This is a genomic window from Halobacillus faecis, assembly GCF_007991335.1.
GTDB classification, from domain to species: domain Bacteria; phylum Bacillota; class Bacilli; order Bacillales; family Halobacillaceae; genus Halobacillus; species Halobacillus faecis.
In genome coordinates this window covers 49,107-63,987 of record NZ_BJYD01000007.1, presented here as the reverse complement: position 1 = coordinate 63,987, position 14,881 = coordinate 49,107, and the positions used below count along the sequence as shown (strand labels likewise).

General features: G+C 42.3%; 21 protein-coding genes and 1 other annotated feature. Of the genes, 12 read left to right on the top strand and 9 right to left on the bottom strand.

Translation table 11 applies throughout. The features are described 5' to 3' along the window. Window positions 1-22 precede the first annotated feature (22 nt). Complete coding sequence (locus HFA01_RS05760) at window positions 23-844, top strand: HAD family hydrolase (protein ID WP_167506176.1); 822 nt, start codon at window positions 23-25, stop codon at window positions 842-844. Between the two features lie 239 nt (window positions 845-1,083). Here the strand turns inward: HFA01_RS05760 and HFA01_RS05755 are convergent, their stop codons facing one another. The 3 genes from HFA01_RS05755 to HFA01_RS05750 form a co-directional block, all read right to left on the bottom strand. After that, the gene (locus tag HFA01_RS05755; RefSeq protein WP_146814139.1) at window positions 1,084-1,293 is read right to left on the bottom strand and encodes a DUF3813 domain-containing protein; all 210 of its coding nucleotides are present in this window, start codon (window positions 1,291-1,293) and stop codon (window positions 1,084-1,086) included. A gap of 2 nt (window positions 1,294-1,295) precedes the next feature. Further along, complete coding sequence (locus HFA01_RS18850; RefSeq protein WP_167506175.1) at window positions 1,296-1,442, bottom strand: hypothetical protein; 147 nt, start codon at window positions 1,440-1,442, stop codon at window positions 1,296-1,298. Window positions 1,443-1,536: 94 nt separating this feature from the next. Beyond that, complete coding sequence (locus HFA01_RS05750) at window positions 1,537-2,355, bottom strand: Cof-type HAD-IIB family hydrolase (RefSeq protein ID WP_174787807.1); 819 nt, start codon at window positions 2,353-2,355, stop codon at window positions 1,537-1,539. 182 nt (window positions 2,356-2,537) lie between these two features. Between HFA01_RS05750 and HFA01_RS05745 the strand changes: the two genes are divergently transcribed. The 5 genes from HFA01_RS05745 (at window position 2,538) to moaD (ending at window position 5,072) form a co-directional block, all read left to right on the top strand. Further along, window positions 2,538-3,302: an alpha/beta fold hydrolase gene (locus HFA01_RS05745; RefSeq protein ID WP_146814134.1), complete on the top strand. Its 765-nt coding sequence runs from the start codon at window positions 2,538-2,540 to the stop codon at window positions 3,300-3,302. A gap of 104 nt (window positions 3,303-3,406) precedes the next feature. After that, window positions 3,407-3,691 (top strand): metal-sulfur cluster assembly factor, encoded by a 285-nt coding sequence (locus HFA01_RS05740; RefSeq protein WP_089654274.1) that lies wholly within the window; start codon window positions 3,407-3,409, stop codon window positions 3,689-3,691. Window positions 3,692-3,865: 174 nt separating this feature from the next. Further along, window positions 3,866-4,384 (top strand): molybdopterin-guanine dinucleotide biosynthesis protein B, encoded by a 519-nt coding sequence (gene mobB, locus HFA01_RS05735; protein ID WP_146814132.1) that lies wholly within the window; start codon window positions 3,866-3,868, stop codon window positions 4,382-4,384. Then, window positions 4,384-4,842, top strand: a complete 459-nt coding sequence (locus HFA01_RS05730; RefSeq protein ID WP_146814130.1) for a molybdenum cofactor biosynthesis protein MoaE — start codon at window positions 4,384-4,386, stop codon at window positions 4,840-4,842. The genes mobB and HFA01_RS05730 overlap by 1 nt, the downstream gene beginning before the upstream one ends. Then, window positions 4,839-5,072 carry a molybdopterin converting factor subunit 1 gene (moaD, locus tag HFA01_RS05725; protein ID WP_089654271.1) on the top strand — a complete coding sequence of 78 codons (234 nt, stop codon included), beginning with the start codon at window positions 4,839-4,841 and terminating at the stop codon, window positions 5,070-5,072. The genes HFA01_RS05730 and moaD overlap by 4 nt, the downstream gene beginning before the upstream one ends. A 63-nt stretch (window positions 5,073-5,135) precedes the next feature. On the opposite strand, the gene HFA01_RS05720 is transcribed toward moaD, so the two are convergent. Then, window positions 5,136-5,954 carry an undecaprenyl-diphosphate phosphatase gene (locus HFA01_RS05720; protein WP_146814129.1) on the bottom strand — a complete coding sequence of 273 codons (819 nt, stop codon included), beginning with the start codon at window positions 5,952-5,954 and terminating at the stop codon, window positions 5,136-5,138. A 194-nt stretch (window positions 5,955-6,148) separates the two neighbouring features. Continuing rightward, window positions 6,149-6,325, bottom strand: a complete 177-nt coding sequence (locus HFA01_RS05715; RefSeq protein ID WP_237417175.1) for a YjzD family protein — start codon at window positions 6,323-6,325, stop codon at window positions 6,149-6,151. Window positions 6,326-6,456: 131 nt separating this feature from the next. On the opposite strand from HFA01_RS05715, the gene HFA01_RS05710 reads away from it, so the two are divergent. Together HFA01_RS05710 and HFA01_RS05705 are read left to right on the top strand one after the other, a co-directional pair. Then, window positions 6,457-6,978, top strand: a complete 522-nt coding sequence (locus HFA01_RS05710) for a hypothetical protein (protein ID WP_146814127.1) — start codon at window positions 6,457-6,459, stop codon at window positions 6,976-6,978. An 86-nt stretch (window positions 6,979-7,064) separates the two neighbouring features. Beyond that, window positions 7,065-8,021, top strand: coding sequence for a BMP family ABC transporter substrate-binding protein (locus HFA01_RS05705; protein ID WP_246139281.1), 957 nt, complete (start codon window positions 7,065-7,067; stop codon window positions 8,019-8,021). Window positions 8,022-8,082: 61 nt separating this feature from the next. On the opposite strand, the gene HFA01_RS18845 is transcribed toward HFA01_RS05705, so the two are convergent. After that, the gene (locus tag HFA01_RS18845; RefSeq protein WP_167506174.1) at window positions 8,083-8,259 is read right to left on the bottom strand and encodes a hypothetical protein; all 177 of its coding nucleotides are present in this window, start codon (window positions 8,257-8,259) and stop codon (window positions 8,083-8,085) included. A gap of 193 nt (window positions 8,260-8,452) precedes the next feature. On the opposite strand from HFA01_RS18845, the gene HFA01_RS05700 reads away from it, so the two are divergent. Continuing rightward, on the top strand, window positions 8,453-9,391 hold the full coding sequence (locus tag HFA01_RS05700) for a beta-ketoacyl-ACP synthase III (protein ID WP_146814124.1): 939 nt from the start codon (window positions 8,453-8,455) through the stop codon (window positions 9,389-9,391). Between the two features lie 18 nt (window positions 9,392-9,409). Beyond that, window positions 9,410-10,651 (top strand): beta-ketoacyl-ACP synthase II, encoded by a 1,242-nt coding sequence (fabF, locus tag HFA01_RS05695; RefSeq protein WP_146814182.1) that lies wholly within the window; start codon window positions 9,410-9,412, stop codon window positions 10,649-10,651. Window positions 10,652-10,668: 17 nt separating this feature from the next. On the opposite strand, the gene HFA01_RS05690 is transcribed toward fabF, so the two are convergent. Next, window positions 10,669-11,688 (bottom strand): LCP family protein, encoded by a 1,020-nt coding sequence (locus HFA01_RS05690; RefSeq protein WP_246139280.1) that lies wholly within the window; start codon window positions 11,686-11,688, stop codon window positions 10,669-10,671. A 180-nt stretch (window positions 11,689-11,868) separates the two neighbouring features. Between HFA01_RS05690 and HFA01_RS05685 the strand changes: the two genes are divergently transcribed. Both HFA01_RS05685 and HFA01_RS05680 read left to right on the top strand, forming a co-directional pair. Further along, window positions 11,869-12,069, top strand: coding sequence for a YuzI family membrane protein (locus HFA01_RS05685; RefSeq protein ID WP_146814123.1), 201 nt, complete (start codon window positions 11,869-11,871; stop codon window positions 12,067-12,069). Window positions 12,070-12,159: 90 nt separating this feature from the next. Then, a complete protein-coding gene (locus HFA01_RS05680; protein WP_146814121.1) occupies window positions 12,160-12,921 on the top strand; it encodes a YjbA family protein in 762 nt (253 codons plus the stop codon). A gap of 26 nt (window positions 12,922-12,947) precedes the next feature. Here HFA01_RS05680 and trpS read toward each other — a convergent pair whose 3' ends face one another. After that, entirely contained in the window at window positions 12,948-13,949 is a 1,002-nt protein-coding gene (gene trpS / locus HFA01_RS05675) for a tryptophan--tRNA ligase (protein ID WP_146814119.1), read from the bottom strand. Between the two features lie 58 nt (window positions 13,950-14,007). Then, window positions 14,008-14,204: a binding site (T-box leader), on the bottom strand. A gap of 53 nt (window positions 14,205-14,257) precedes the next feature. Beyond that, window positions 14,258-14,629, bottom strand: a complete 372-nt coding sequence (locus HFA01_RS05670; protein WP_146814117.1) for a DUF3899 domain-containing protein — start codon at window positions 14,627-14,629, stop codon at window positions 14,258-14,260. Between the last annotated feature and the right edge of the window lie 252 nt (window positions 14,630-14,881).

Sequence of the window (14,881 nt, the reverse complement as noted above, 5' to 3'; positions counted from 1 at the left end):
TGAAAATAAGGGGGCGATTGACGTGATTGAGAAGGCAGCCTGTTTAATTTTTGACCTGGATGGAACGTTGTATGAAGATGTTGACCACTTCCAGTACTATGCGAATCTATTGAAAGAACGGGTGAGTCAAAATAATCAACGGTGTTTTGATGAAGATTATAAGGCTATAATAAATGGGGAACATTTACTTACGATTGGTAAAATTTATGACATGGAGCACGACGCGATTGTGACCGTGGACCCATTTACGAGTAAAGTTGAAAAAGTGACCTCCTGGTACGGAGATCTGTGGGATAGGGAAGCGGTAAGACAGGCTTATCCCCATAAACTGCAATACGATTTTGAGCAGTACATAGCGATTGGGGACGGGTGGTGGTTACCTTTCGCTGTCGCCATGCATTACGGGGTGAGAATCGAAGAAGCACGAGAATGTTACGTGAAAACAAAAGATTTCATGGCGACCGAAGAGTTTCTGATGACTAAAACAAAAGGTCTGAAAGCGGCGCTTGAAAGATGGAAGGAGGATAAGCTGCTCGTTCTTTTAACGAACAGTGAGGGTTATGATGTAGAGAGTATATTGAACAGAATCGACCTATCTGGATTATTTCATGATCATATTTCTTCTGCATTCAAACCGCAAAAGACCGAAGATCATTTAAACTCCATCTTGGATCGATACCATTTGAATCCTGAAGAAGTTGTTTCCATAGGAGATAATTTTTTAAATGAAATTGCACCGGCGTTAAATATGGGGATGAAAGCTATTTTTGTTCAACCAACAGAGGTGGCCTTTGAATATCCTGATCTTCAAGTAGTGAAAAGCTTAGAAGAAATTTGTACCTAAATACATCGAAGCGCCGGATTGTGCACTCAATCCGGCGCTTCGATGTATTTAGAAAATCATTAGGGGGTACTCATTATATACCCGGTTAGACAAGTTTATAACTTTCTAGGCCCCACCCAAATAAAAACACTTATTATTACTCATAGATCTTCTACATTATGGCATTCGGTCTTCAAAAATCAGTAGCTCTAATTAAAAAGGATCAGGCTGTTTGGAAACAGCCTGATCTTCTACGATCGTTATCGTAAGTTGTTGTGGTGAGCTTCCACTTCTTGTTCAAACTGCTGTAGCTGTTGTTTCTCCTCTTGAGAACATTGGCTATAGGCAGACTGAATCGCTTGTTTCGCGGCTTCCATATCATGTTGGCTAGTCGCGTCGTGTTTGCCCCCACGCTTTTGGGTGAAACGGTTGACCGCTTCGCGCGCGTTTTCAAAAAGGTTTTTCTCCATGGTTAAAACCCTCCTACCGTATGCTGGTCTGATTCGATTTCTTTACGATTCGCTTCTGAAAGCCTTTTTGGCTCCATCTCGCTTTCGTCGAATTTTCGAACTTCTGTCCAGCGATCCTGTTTACGATTGGTTTTCTGTTGCTGCTCCATGACAAGACCCTCCTGTCATAAATAAGCCTGAACGCTTTCACGTTCAAGATTAGTATGGCAGGAGGGCCTTTTTTTACGCGAGGAAAAATGTACCTTATATCGCACGCTTGTTTATCTTTAAATAATCATCGAGGAATACGCTGATCCCGTCTTCTTCATTGGTATAGGTGATATGCTTCGCAAGGTCTTTCAGTTCGTTGATGGCATTTCCCATTGCTACGCCAACACCGGCATAATCGATCATTTCAAAATCATTGTCTTCATCTCCGAAAGCAATAATCCGTTCATTCGGGACGTGGAAATATCGGGCGATCTTATCCAAACCAACGGCTTTATTCATGCCAGCACGCACAATTTCAATGACATGCCAAGGAGCCCCCCATTTACGGTGATCGATCAAGGACGCGTGATCGTCCAGTTGATCTCGGAGCTTTTGGATTTTTTCTTCTTCTGGATGGATGAGAATGGATGTCGGATCTTCTTTCAAGTTTGATTGAAGGCGGCCGACGGTAATGGAATCGTTTTTTGTTTGGAAAATACTCATGATTTCCTCGTCATATTGATCCAAATACACATCATCTTTCACTTCAGCCAGAATGTTTTTAACACCAAGTTCCTGACAGGTGTGAATGATTTTATGAGCGGTACGGATCCCTAAAGGAGAGTGAATGGCATCCCAACGGTGGTCTTTCGGATGGTGGATCAGTGCCCCGTTGAAATTAACCATTGGTGTCTCAAGACCGAGTTCATGATAATAATCAATGCTCGCCCGGTGTGGTCTACCTGTTGCTATGACGACGATGTGACCTTGTTCCATAGCCTTCAGGACGGTATTCTTCGTCTTTTCACTAATGACTTTATTATCGGTTAATAATGTTCCATCTAAATCTAATGCAATCAGATGTCGTTCCATAATCTTCACCTCATTTGTATGTATAGTTTATCGGGGAGAGCGGTGGATTGTAAAGAATTTCCCTTGTGACTACCTAACACTTTCCAATTAAAGATGGCAGTGTTACGATACATATTATATAAACTATTTATAAACACAACTTAAACCAAACGTAAAGTTTTTGCAGAAAGGAAATAGGAACAATGATTGGGATTTACCGAAATACTTATAAAAATGTACCCACTTTAACTGTAGTCGATTCGACGAAACAAGAGCAGCCATTACCCGTGTTCATCTACTTCCATGGGTTTACTTCCGCAAAAGAGCATAACTTACCTCAAGCTTATCTCCTTGCTCAAAAGGGATACCGGGTCATCCTTCCTGATAGCGCTCATCATGGCGAACGTGATGAAGAACTGCCGAAACAGGAACTGAACTTCAAGTTTTGGGATATCGTGTATCAAAATTTAAAAGAGCTTCAAGATATAAAAGATGAACTCGATCGCCAGGATCTAATTAAAGATCGACGCATTGGTGTTGGCGGAACTTCAATGGGCGGTATAACGACAAGTGCTGCATTGACGATGTATCCCTGGATTCAAGCTTCTGCTGTTATGATGGGGTCGCCAAAGCCAGTTGAATTTGCCAGAAAGCTCATACAGGACGTCGAAAACTCCGGGGTTTCCCTTCCTTTGAAAGAAGCTGACCTTGATGAACTGTACAGCTCACTTGAAGGTATTGACCTTTCCAAGCAAATGGATAAACTTTATGGACGCCCGCTGTTTTTCTGGCATGGTGATGCGGATCCAGTTGTTCCGTTCGAGCATTCCTATGATTTTTATAATGAAGCGATCGCTCAATATAAGAACCCTGAAAATATTCGTTTTCTGAGAGAGGTCGGACGTGATCATAAAGTCAGCCGTTTTGCTGTCATCGAAATGGTCAATTGGTTGGAGTTAGTATTGTAACCAGTGGGAATATTTTATTCTCTTTGAAATTTTGTTTATAATAGAGTTTGAAGAATTGTGAAGGGGGAACTAATGTGAGTACAACTGCACTTGAAGAAAATGCAATGGGTGCCCTTGAGAATGTCATTGACCCTGAGCTCGGCATTGATATCGTCAACTTAGGTTTGGTCTATGGCGTCGATATAGATGACAATGGCGACACAACGGTAACAATGACGTTAACGGCTATGGGCTGCCCGCTTGCGGGTCATATCGAACAGGATGTCAAACGATCTCTCGCTGACTTACCTGAATTGAATGAAATAAAGGTCAATATCGTTTGGAATCCACCTTGGACCAAAGATCGTATGAGCCGTTATGCGAAGATAGCTCTTGGAATTCCAGATTGATTTATGGAAGCTATGCCCCTGCCGTGTGAACGACGGTAGGGGTTTTTACATAACAAAGGAAGATAGATCCGGCGAAGAGCGTTGTCTTTTCTGTTCCGTTCGCGGTCCAGTGCACATCATCCAAGCCCCATTGTTATTTAACGTGTGCGAGTGATTACCAAGGAGGGAAGACGAATGCCCGAAACGCCGGTTTTTCAAATTGTCGGTTACAAAAACACTGGAAAGACATCATTGCTCTCAGATTTAATTGCTTATGGAGCGGACCGCGGAGAGAAAGTAGCTGCGATTAAGCATCATGGTCATGAGGAACCGCTGAAGGTCATGCACCTGGATACAGATAGTTATCGTCTGCATGAATCGGGGGCATTTTTGACAGGAGTGGACAGCCCTCGTAGATTTCAGCTTGAATTATCTCATGAAGAGGACTTTCCGCTCACACAACTCGTGAACATATATCAGCATTTTTCTCCTGATTTAATTGTTGTGGAAGGGTACAAGCAGGAAGACTTTCCGAAGGCTGTCATTATAAAAAGGGAAGAAGATCTCTCATTGCTTGAAAGCTTAACGAATATCCAATTGGTCATTTGTTGGGATGAGCGAATGATGGATCGAATATCCTTACCAGTCATATCGCTCAGAGAGTGGAGAAAGCGTTTACCAGAAGTCTATCGTTTAGCGAAGGAGGGAGCCTGATGGAAAAACGCTGTTGGATTACCTCAGAGCCACTCGAGATTGAAGAAGTAACAAAGAGGGTAATCAGAAGAGAGGCGGGTGCCGTCAATACGTTTATTGGCACAGTAAGAGAATTCACCAAAGGCAAACGAACCCTTTATTTACAATATGAGACATACAAAGAGATGGCGGAAAAGAAACTGGAACAAATCGCCAAGGAAATGGAGCGGCAATGGCCGAGCGCAGAAGTTGTCATTGCCCACCGGATCGGGCGCCTTGAGATTACGGATATTGCTGTAATCATCGCTGTTTCCACTCCGCATCGGAACGACTCTTATGAAGCCAGCCGTTATGCTATAGAAAGAATTAAGAAAATTGTTCCGATTTGGAAAAAAGAGCATTGGGAAGACGGTGAAGAATGGATTGGAGACCAGAAAGAGGTCAAGCCGGGAGTTCCGCTAAAGGAGGAAGTCAAATGAATACACTTTTATTTTTTGCGGGATTAAAGGAAGCGATTGGAACGGATGAGGTAAGACTGGCAGCAGCCGGAATGACTTTAGGAGAAGTGAAAGAAAAAGTGCGCTCCGAATATTCCCTCGACCAAGTGAACAATTGCATGATGGCAGTCAATGAAGAATTTGCTCCTGAGGATACAACCATCACTGAAGGTGATACGATTGCTTTTATTCCTCCGGTTAGTGGGGGATAACACCCTGTATCCATTTAATTAAAAAAGCCAGTACGACTTTAAAGTTGTACTGGCTTTTAATATTTATAAGAAGAGAACGACAAGTCCACCGACGATAAAACAGTAAAACGCGAAGTATTTCAAATTCCCACGGGCCATGATGCCCATGAACCACTTTAATGAGAAATACGAAGCGACTACAGAACCCGCAAAGGCCATGATATAAGCAAACCAGGCATTCTCATCACTTGCATGTTTGATCACATCTTCTATGGATAGAAGCATTGTCCCCAGACTTACAGGGATAAATAATAAGAACGAAAAACGGAGCGCCGTCTCTTGTTTCATTCCTAAAAACATGGCGGCAACAATCGTGGCTCCTGAGCGGCTTATTCCCGGAATCAGAGCGACTGCTTGTCCAATCCCCACAATCAAGGCATCTTTCCACGTTAACTGCCCATCGCCTTTACGTCCTCTCAGGTTACGAATTAACCAAAGGGCGATTCCTGTGATGATCAATGTGATTCCAACTGTTTGAACGGTAGATAAAACTTCAATAGCATCTCCGAGAAGAACGCCAAGCACCCCAGCCGGAATTGTTCCTATGATCAGATAAATAATAAAATCAAAATCATCTTTCTGCTGATGATCGCGTTGGCTGCGATTGAATAAGTATCCAAATCCATTTTGAATCAGACGAAGGAGATCTTGGCGGTAGATGATCAAAACCGCTACGAGAGAGCCAAAGTTCACGAGCACCTCAAATGTAAGTCCTTCCAGTTCAACCCCTAGTAGTTCCTGTGCAATGACCAAATGACCACTGGATGAAATCGGAATTGGTTCAGTAAATCCTTGAAAGATCCCCAAAAATAAATATTTAATGATCAACCATAGTTGTTCCATACTACTTGTTCCTCCTGCCCGTCTGTATTCCTATTTCTATCTATATTTTTTGTTTGTGTTGATAGAACAATTGTGACGATGTTCACGCACTCTACGATTATAAAGGAACCTTGTCCTTGTGACTAGAGGAGAATCTCATCATTTTCCAAATGAAAAACGTTGCCTCCCGAAGGATAGCAACGCTTGAGTGTGGCTTATGCTTCTTCTTTGATAATTCCTTCCCCAAGAACAACTGCAGCCAGTGTGAAAAGAATTGTCATAATGATGACTTGAGAGAAAGCGAAACTGCTCCCAGCCATGTTGCTGACTACATAAGCGGACATGAAGCTCAATAGGAAAGCCCAAATGATTGTCCAAATCATCCGCATCATTACTCACCTCATTTTTACACAATCTATTCTTATCTTATCAGAGAGTACAGGAAAAGGAAATATGAAATCGCTTCATGATTAACGTTTCCATTGAATATTATGTAGGAAGACAAGGAAGAGGAGGATAGCCTATGATGGTGACCATTAACCCTTGCTTTCATTGGATTGGATATCACCTGACATCAAGTCTTCTTCAGGAAGGTATCGAAGTCATCGGTATTGACCCCATCGAGGATTCGAAGAGCGATCTCCTATATATGTATGTAGGCAGAAACAGTAATTTTCAACATTTTTTTCAACGAAGTGATAAAGAAAATCACGTCCAACAATCAAATGACGAGTGGGAAGTGGACTTAGTGGATGAGGGGTTGCTGGTCAGGCAAGGAGATACAGAGGAAAATTGGATTGAGACGCCCCTTCTTTATGGTGAATGGATGGATATCCGGAAGACAGGGGCTCAGGGAAAAGGTGAACTGGTGCAATGGATCATGGATCACCAGGCGACCTATATCGGGGATTTTATGGATGCCTTCCTGAGAAGCTTTCTTGATCAGGAACCGTTTCGTGTAGGAGAGCGACTCGAAGACAAGGATATCATCACAGAAAGAGTGGATGCTTTGTGGCGCTGTGAGCAGCTGCTTCGCAATGTCTAGAGGTCTCCATGTTGTCATTTACTTTTGATATGAAAAAAATGTAGAATAGGGAGAGGATATAAGTAGGTACTTAGGAGTGCTTGAATGTGAAATTACAGTCCATCATGATCCTCTCTCTATTATTTTCCCTTGTCGCATGTCAAGGTTTGCCAGATTATAAAAAAGATATAAAGGTCGGTATGCTGGTTGAAACGACGATCCATGACAAAGCATGGGGGCAGCAAGGGTATAAAGGATTGCAAGCCATCCAGGAGGAATATGGAGTAGACATTTACTTTAAAGAAGGTATACGCACATATCAACATACAGCCGAGGCCGTCGATGAGTTTGCAGCTAAAGGAATTGACGTCATCTTCGGACATAGCAGCTTATATGGAAATCACTTCAGGGAATTGCATGAGGTTTATCCTGATATGGATTTCGTCTATTTTAATGGCCAATTCTCAGCCGAAAATGTAACCAGCCTCAATTTCGATGCGCAAGCGATGGGTTTTTTCGCAGGAATGGTAGCTGGGGAGATGACTAAAACCGATCGTGTTGGAATCATTGGAGTATTTGAATGGCAACCAGAAGTAGAAGGATTTTATGAAGGTGTCATCTATCAAAATCCTGACGCTCAAGTTGACATTTCACTGACCAACAGCTGGGAGAACACGGAGATGGCCCTCATGTATTATGACTCGATGAAAGAAGAGGGTGTGGATGTGTTTTATCCAGCAGGAGATGTTTTTAATGTTGCGGTCATTGAAAGGGCCCAAAATGACGGGAATTTTGCCATCGGTTATGTACAGGACCAATCTTCCGTAGCTGAAAATACGGTGCTCACAAGTACTGTCCAAAAGGTAGATGAAGTATATAAACTAGCGATGGAGCGTTATATGAATGAGGACCTACCTGGAGAAATGCTTACATTTGATTTTCAGGAAGGTGCTATAAAAATGGGGGACTACAGCCCAAGTATCCCGGAAAATTTCCAAAGCAAAATGGAAGAAGTCGTAGAAACTTATAAAGAAACAGGAGATCTCCCTGAAAAAGACCTCTGAAGCAGACAAACAGCTTCAGAGGTTTTCTTATGAATTCATTTCAGATTTAAGGAACTAATTTTTATTTCTTAAACTTATCCATCATTGGTTTGATCATCGGTGAGACGGACTTCCATGTTTTTGAAGCTTCTTGAAACAGATCATTGAGTTTTGGTTGCGAACCTTTCTTCCCTTCATGATCTTCTTGCTGACGGAATCCCCAGAAATCATCAAATGGGGATGACTTTCTTTTGCCCATACAAGCACACCTCCTCTGTTACAATTTATGAAAGATCTCCCTGTATTTTGTAGGCAGGTACAACAGATAGTAAAAAGAAGTACAAGTTCAAGGATAGACTTCTGTAAAACTTGCAGATTAGTCCAAGATGAATTAAAATTAGTACCAAGTCATAAGAATTGATATTAGATATTACCTTTAAGGGGATGAATATATGAACGCAGGATTCTTGGGCGTTGGACACTACGCGCCGGAAAAAGTGCTGACCAACAAAGACTTAGAGGAAATGGTGGAGACAAGTGATGAGTGGATTCGTACGCGAACTGGAATTGAAGAACGTCGAATCGCTTCAGACGAGATGGATACTTCTGACTTAGCTTTTCGTGCAGCAGAAGAAGCCTTGAAAGATGCAGATATGAAAGCAGAGGACCTTGATATGATCCTCGTTGCAACGGTTACTCCAGATACGCCATTCCCATCTGTAGCTGCCATGCTTCAACATAGGCTTGGTGCCAACAAAGTTGCTGCTATGGACGTGAGTGCAGCCTGTGCTGGGTTCATGTATGGTGTCATCACAGCTAAGCAATTTATTGAAACGAATGCCTACAAAAATGTTCTTGTTGTAGGGGTAGAGAAACTCTCGAAAATCACGGACTGGACAGACCGTAATACTTGTGTCCTGTTTGGTGATGGAGCAGGAGCTGCTGTCATTGGGCCGGTAAGTGATGATAAAGGAATTCTTTCCTTTGAACTTGGTGCTGATGGAGCAGGAGGACCGCACTTGTATCAGACTCCTGAGGACACATTGTTCATGAATGGTCGTGAAGTATTCAAGTTCGCTGTCAGACAAATGCCTGAATCCTCAGTCAATGTCGTTAAAAAAATCGGCTTGAGTGAACAGGATGTTGATTATTTAGTGCCACACCAGGCGAACATAAGAATAATGGAAGCAGCCAGACAACGCTTAGGAATCCCTGAAGAAAAAATGTCTACGCAGGTGAAGCGTTATGGAAATACTTCTTCAGCGTCTATTCCAATCGCTTTGTCAGAGGACGTGAAGGCAGGAAAAATTAAAGAAAATGATCTAGTCGTTCTTGTCGGATTCGGTGGCGGGCTCACATGGGGAGCCGTTGCCCTTCGATGGGGGAAGTAACCAAGGAGGTATGGAATGATGGATAAACATCGTGTAGTCATTACCGGAATGGGAGCGGTGACTCCTGTCGGTAATTCAGTAGAAGAAATGTGGAACAATATTAAAAATGGTGTCTCCGGAGTCGGAGAGATTACGAAAGTGAATAAAGAAGACTATCCTGTCCATGTGGCAGCAGAACTGAAAGATTTCGACCCTTCTGATTATGTGGATCGTAAAGATGCACGTCGCATGGACCCGTTCGTCCAATATGCGATGGTGGCTGCTCATATGGCTGTAGAAGATGCAAAGCTCGAGATCACAGACGATGTCGCTCATCGAACAGGTGTATGGATTGGCTCTGGAATCGGTGGTATGGGTACGTATGAATCCCAATTTGAAACGTTTCAGAAGAAAGGTTACCGCCGTGTCAGCCCGTTTTTCATTCCTATGATGATCCCGGACATGGCTGCAGGTCAGGTTTCTATTGCGCTTGGAGCTAAAGGGATAAACTCCTGTACAGTAACGGCCTGTTCTTCAGGTGCAAACTCCATCGGGGATGCTTTTAAAGTCATTCAACGGGGCGATGCGGATATTATGATTGCTGGTGGTACAGAAGCACCGATGAATAAAATGTCATTTGCAGGTTTCGCATCTGCGCGTGCGTTATCCCTTAATGAAGATCCACAAACAGCCAGCCGTCCATTTGATAAAAACCGTGATGGTTTTGTCATGGGTGAAGGTGCAGGTATTCTCATCATGGAAACGCTGGAATCCGCGAAAAAACGTGGAGCGAAAATCTATGGTGAGCTTAAAGGCTATGGTTCGACAGGAGATGCTTATCACATCACTTCCCCAGCGCCTGAAGGAGACGGTGCGGCGCGTGCGATGAAACAAGCGATTGATGATGCAGGGTTGAAACCGGAAGATATCGATTACTTGAACGCTCACGGAACGTCGACAGAACTGAATGATAAATTCGAAACTCATGCTGCCAAGACAGTATTCCAAGAACATGCGAATAAATTTGCCATTTCTTCAACAAAATCGATGACTGGGCACCTTTTGGGTGCGGCAGGTGCGGTTGAAGCGGTTATTTCCCTAAAAGCAATTAATGATGGAATACTGCCACCGACGATCAATTACGAAACTCCAGATCCAGAGTGTGATCTTGATTATGTTCCGAATGAGGCGCGTAAACAAGACGTCAACACCGTAATGAGTAACTCGCTCGGTTTTGGCGGTCATAATGCTAGTCTGATCTTCCAAAAATACGAAGAATAAAAAAAGCCCGATGTCTGCTATTCAGACATCGGGTTTTCTTTTAGTTCCTTTTTAAAAAAATGCTGAAGCGTTTGTTTTGTAGCTTCCTCATCGTGGTTAAGGACCAGGCCGATCGGATAAGGCTTCCGTTCATCCCATACATTATCTGTTGTAGGGATGCTGATCATATCCATGGATTCCACAGGGTTCAGCAAAAGGTCTTTCCCGATCTGGATCATTTTACTTCCTTCGAGATTTGTATCAATATAAGGCTGAATGTTTCCAATCAACCGTGGTGCTTTAAGGACCCCTTGGAAAGAAAGAAGTTCCTTTTTCATCAATTGAATGACCTTCTGTTGTCTCTCTACTCTGGCAAAATCCCCTCGTGCATCACTTCGATATCTCACATAACCAAGAAGTTCTCCCCCATTAAGGGTTTGTAATCCTTCTTGTACTTGGATGTCCGTCGTTCCATCCCCAGAGCGGTAATGCATGTTCTTTTCTACATCCACTTTCATTCCATCCGGTGATAAGGTGTCCACAATTTGAGTAAACCCTTGAAAGTCCACGATCGAATAGTATTCGGCTTCAATACCTAAATTAACCTCAATAGTCTCACGTAGGAGTTCCGGGCCCCCTAAAGCAAATGCAGCATTCAGTTTATTGTATCCGTGCCCCGGGATATCAACATAAAGGTCTCTCATTAATGAAGCAATCTTTGCTTCTTTAGAAGCGGGCTCATATTCAGCAATCATGATCGTGTCCGTTCTTGCAATCTCTGACCCTCGCTGATCCACTCCCAATAGCAGCACGGTTATCTTCCCGTCACCGTTGTCTTTTCCTTTGAAGTCTTCTTTATACACACTTTCGACCGTTTCTACCTGGTCTATACTCTCGGCAGCAGAGGCCTGTTGACTCATCGCTTGATGTTTGCCTGCTAAGTATTCATACCCAGAATAACTGATGATTAGTAGAAAAATAAGAGCATACATACCAATAAATAACTTGCGTTTTCGCCTTCTTTTGCTGCGTTTCCGCAAGGATCTCGACTGTGACAAGGTCATCATCCTTTCAAACTTAACCCACTCTAAAAGCTTGTTTAAAAAAATTATCTGTAATTAAATGTACCTGTTCTTGCCAATGAAGTAAAGACTAGGATTTAAAGGGAATTCACCGCATGACAAAGCACTTCCTCTCATAAGATAGCAATAGGAGGACGAGCCGGAGGGGATGGAGTTATGTGGTATTGGATGCTGTTGTTGACAGGGTTTGGTTTTGCTGTCGCAGGAGGAACGGTAACAATCACGTATTTGAACCTCGTTCCTGCCGGGTTAAGTTGGATTGAATTCTTTATCCTGATTCGTACACGGGTGGAGTGCTATCTTTTTCCTATTGGATTGATCTTCATTACGACAGCCTTAATTATGATGGAAGATTAATTTTCTAAAATATGGTTTCAAAGAATAAAAAAGCCAGCATTGGTCATAATGTAACCAAAAGAGATCACCGAGTGAAAGTGAGGGTCCGAAATGTTATACATGCATGATCTGTGGGTGAACTGGTTTGAAGGTGAAGAGAATGGGTATAACGTCTGTCGTTTTCATGAATGGCGCAAAGAGGATGGAATTGAACTGATCGATCAAATACCTTTGATTTTAATCAGTGATGAATTATTTAATTTTATTGAAAATGATTTGCAAGACCTACCAGCTTCGTTACTCCAGGATGTCCACCGCAAAACGTATATGAAGAAAAATCAAGAACGTCACACAGTTGAATATGCAGCCGTTGTAACGAATGGCAAGGATGTTATGGTGTTTGATACGATTGGCTATACGCTCCCTGTTAAGAAAAGCCGCTTAATTCCTAGACAGGAGCGACTCGTGTTTGAAATGGTTCAAGGCAAAGAGCCCGAGCACTATTTAATAGAAGAAAGAGTTTTAAAAGAACATCATATCTTATCATTAGCCCCAACGAAAATGTCTGGATTGACGCGGAGAGAACGACAGTTAAAACAGCTCTTAATGATGGCACTTGATCAGTTGAAACAATCCGACCATCCCGAAGAGATCCGCTACTGGTTGACGGAATGGAACCCTGCACAATATCCAACGATCAAGCAATTCTCGAACGATGAAGCATGGGATCGTTTATATGAAGGAACATGTAATGGATGGTCAATGGCTCACGAAGAACTATGCAAAAAGATGGTGAAAGGTCAGCCATTCTTTGAAACCATATGGCAAGGGGAGAATGAAGGGGTCTCTCAACATATGAAAAGCCAGAATTGAGGAGAAAACTCAATTCTGGCTTTTTATTATTTCTTCTTCTTCACGCGGCCAAGGCCCATAGCTTTCTTTGCTTTGCGAATCATTTTATTTGCTTCAAAGGATGCTTTTTCCGCCCCTGTATCTAGGATATCATCCAATTCTTCTGATTGAATCAATGTCTCGTAACGTTCTTGAATCGGTTTTAAAACGGAAATGACCGCCTCTGCGACCCCCACTTTGAAATCGCCATAGCCTTTCCCTTCATACTTCTGCTCTAACTCTTCGATACTTGCGCCACTACAAGCGGATTCAATCGTTAACAGGTTAGATACACCAGGCTTGTTTTCTTTATCATACTTCACAATGCCATCTGAATCTGTAACGGCACTTTTAATTTTCTTCATTATTTTCTTTTCATCATCCAGCATGGAAATGAACGCTTTTTGATTTTCATCAGACTTGCTCATTTTTTTCGTAGGTTCCTGAAGGGACATGATGCGCGCACCTTCTTTTGGAATACTTACTTCAGGAACGGTGAAAATATCATTGAACTTATTATTGAATCGTTGAGCTAAGTTTCTCGTAAGTTCCAGGTGCTGTTTTTGATCGTCCCCGACAGGCACGATGTCTGTTTTGTAAAGGAGAATATCTGCCGCCATCAACGGAGGGTAAGTAAGAAGGCCGGAAGATACGCCTTCCTTTCCACCTGCAGATTTGTCTTTGAATTGCGTCATTCGCTCCAGCTCACCAATGTAGCTGACGCATTGTAACATCCAACCCAGCTGGGTGTGGGCGGGGACTTCCGATTGAATGAAAAGGGTCGCTTTCTCAGGATCAATCCCTGAAGCTAAGTATAGAGCTGCGAGTGAACGGATGTTTTCTCTCAACTTAAGGCGCTCTTGCGGAACAGTAATCGCGTGTTCATCAACGATACAAAAATAGCAATGGTTATCATCCTGCAATTTTGTAAAGTGTTTCATAGCTCCAATGTAGTTTCCAAGTGTTAGCGTACCACTTGGTTGAATGCCTGAAAAAATTGTTTTTGTCATCATCATCACCTCATCGTTTATTTTTGAACAAAAAAAGATCATTCATCTCTTCCATATTGGAAGGGACGAATGATCCGCGGTGCCACCCTGTTTACTTCTATATAAGTAGAAGTCGTCTTGAATCGTTAACGCCGATTTACGTCTTTAGAAGCTCCGAAGGCCCAATTCCGTATAGTGTCCTCAGCTGTTTTCACCGACCACAGCCTCTCTGTAGAGGGTCCACCCTACGTACTTATCCTTCTTCATTGCTTTTCGTACTATATTAGTAAGTCAGTATTATATCGGATTCATTCCCAGGATGCAAGCTCTTATGCTGAATAGTAAAGGAAAAGTAAAGCGAGCAAACTTATGCTTAACAATGTCCCGTGAAACAAGAAGAACTTGGGTAGAGATTGATGGACAGTTTGAGAGGGGAGGGGTTTCTCTTCCCAATCATCCAAGTAATCTCTTTGTTTAGACATTCGGTTAGTAAAACGTCTGAATCCGTAAGTGATGCCGTCAAAGAATCCACCACGCACGACCCACATTATAATACCAATGAAGATATAGAAGTATGCGATGTAAAAGAGTTGGTTAATATAATGAAATAAATCGTAAGCAGGGGCAAGGACGATAAACAGGATCGAAACGATCGCCATATTCAAACTGAAAATCAACCATTTATTCTTAATGATCGTCACATGACTTCCACCTTTCATACAAACTCGAACTATATTATAGCATGTTTATCAAGTATGAAGGAATTGTTAACACAATAAATAAACTGAAAATTCAGCTTTGGTAAAATAATGAATGGTGTATTCAAACGCTTTAACGGATAACCGTAATAAATAACATTGTTTCAAAATCCCATATCTTTTTTTATGCATATGAGCTTATAAATAATAAGTTATGGTCTATAATATTGTAAAATAAACTAGGTAAATAGTCTC

Bases quoted from the DNA above. Each gene is read 5' to 3' on its own strand.
- HFA01_RS05700 (WP_146814124.1), top strand. From the start codon at position 8,453: ATGAACGCAGGATTCTTGGGCGTTGGACACTACGCGCCGGAAAAAGTG.
- HFA01_RS18845 (WP_167506174.1), bottom strand. From the start codon at position 8,259: ATGGGCAAAAGAAAGTCATCCCCATTTGATGATTTCTGGGGATTCCGT.
- HFA01_RS05680 (WP_146814121.1), top strand. From the start codon at position 12,160: ATGTTATACATGCATGATCTGTGGGTGAACTGGTTTGAAGGTGAAGAG.
- mobB (WP_146814132.1), top strand. From the start codon at position 3,866: ATGCCCGAAACGCCGGTTTTTCAAATTGTCGGTTACAAAAACACTGGA.
- HFA01_RS05750 (WP_174787807.1), bottom strand. From the start codon at position 2,355: ATGGAACGACATCTGATTGCATTAGATTTAGATGGAACATTATTAACC.
- HFA01_RS05730 (WP_146814130.1), top strand. From the start codon at position 4,384: ATGGAAAAACGCTGTTGGATTACCTCAGAGCCACTCGAGATTGAAGAA.
- HFA01_RS05720 (WP_146814129.1), bottom strand. From the start codon at position 5,954: ATGGAACAACTATGGTTGATCATTAAATATTTATTTTTGGGGATCTTT.
- trpS (WP_146814119.1), bottom strand. From the start codon at position 13,949: ATGACAAAAACAATTTTTTCAGGCATTCAACCAAGTGGTACGCTAACA.
- HFA01_RS05685 (WP_146814123.1), top strand. From the start codon at position 11,869: ATGTGGTATTGGATGCTGTTGTTGACAGGGTTTGGTTTTGCTGTCGCA.
- HFA01_RS18850 (WP_167506175.1), bottom strand. From the start codon at position 1,442: ATGGAGCAGCAACAGAAAACCAATCGTAAACAGGATCGCTGGACAGAA.
- HFA01_RS05745 (WP_146814134.1), top strand. From the start codon at position 2,538: ATGATTGGGATTTACCGAAATACTTATAAAAATGTACCCACTTTAACT.
- HFA01_RS05715 (WP_237417175.1), bottom strand. From the start codon at position 6,325: ATGATGCGGATGATTTGGACAATCATTTGGGCTTTCCTATTGAGCTTC.
- HFA01_RS05740 (WP_089654274.1), top strand. From the start codon at position 3,407: ATGGGTGCCCTTGAGAATGTCATTGACCCTGAGCTCGGCATTGATATC.
- fabF (WP_146814182.1), top strand. From the start codon at position 9,410: ATGGATAAACATCGTGTAGTCATTACCGGAATGGGAGCGGTGACTCCT.
- HFA01_RS05755 (WP_146814139.1), bottom strand. From the start codon at position 1,293: ATGGAGAAAAACCTTTTTGAAAACGCGCGCGAAGCGGTCAACCGTTTC.
- moaD (WP_089654271.1), top strand. From the start codon at position 4,839: ATGAATACACTTTTATTTTTTGCGGGATTAAAGGAAGCGATTGGAACG.
- HFA01_RS05710 (WP_146814127.1), top strand. From the start codon at position 6,457: ATGATGGTGACCATTAACCCTTGCTTTCATTGGATTGGATATCACCTG.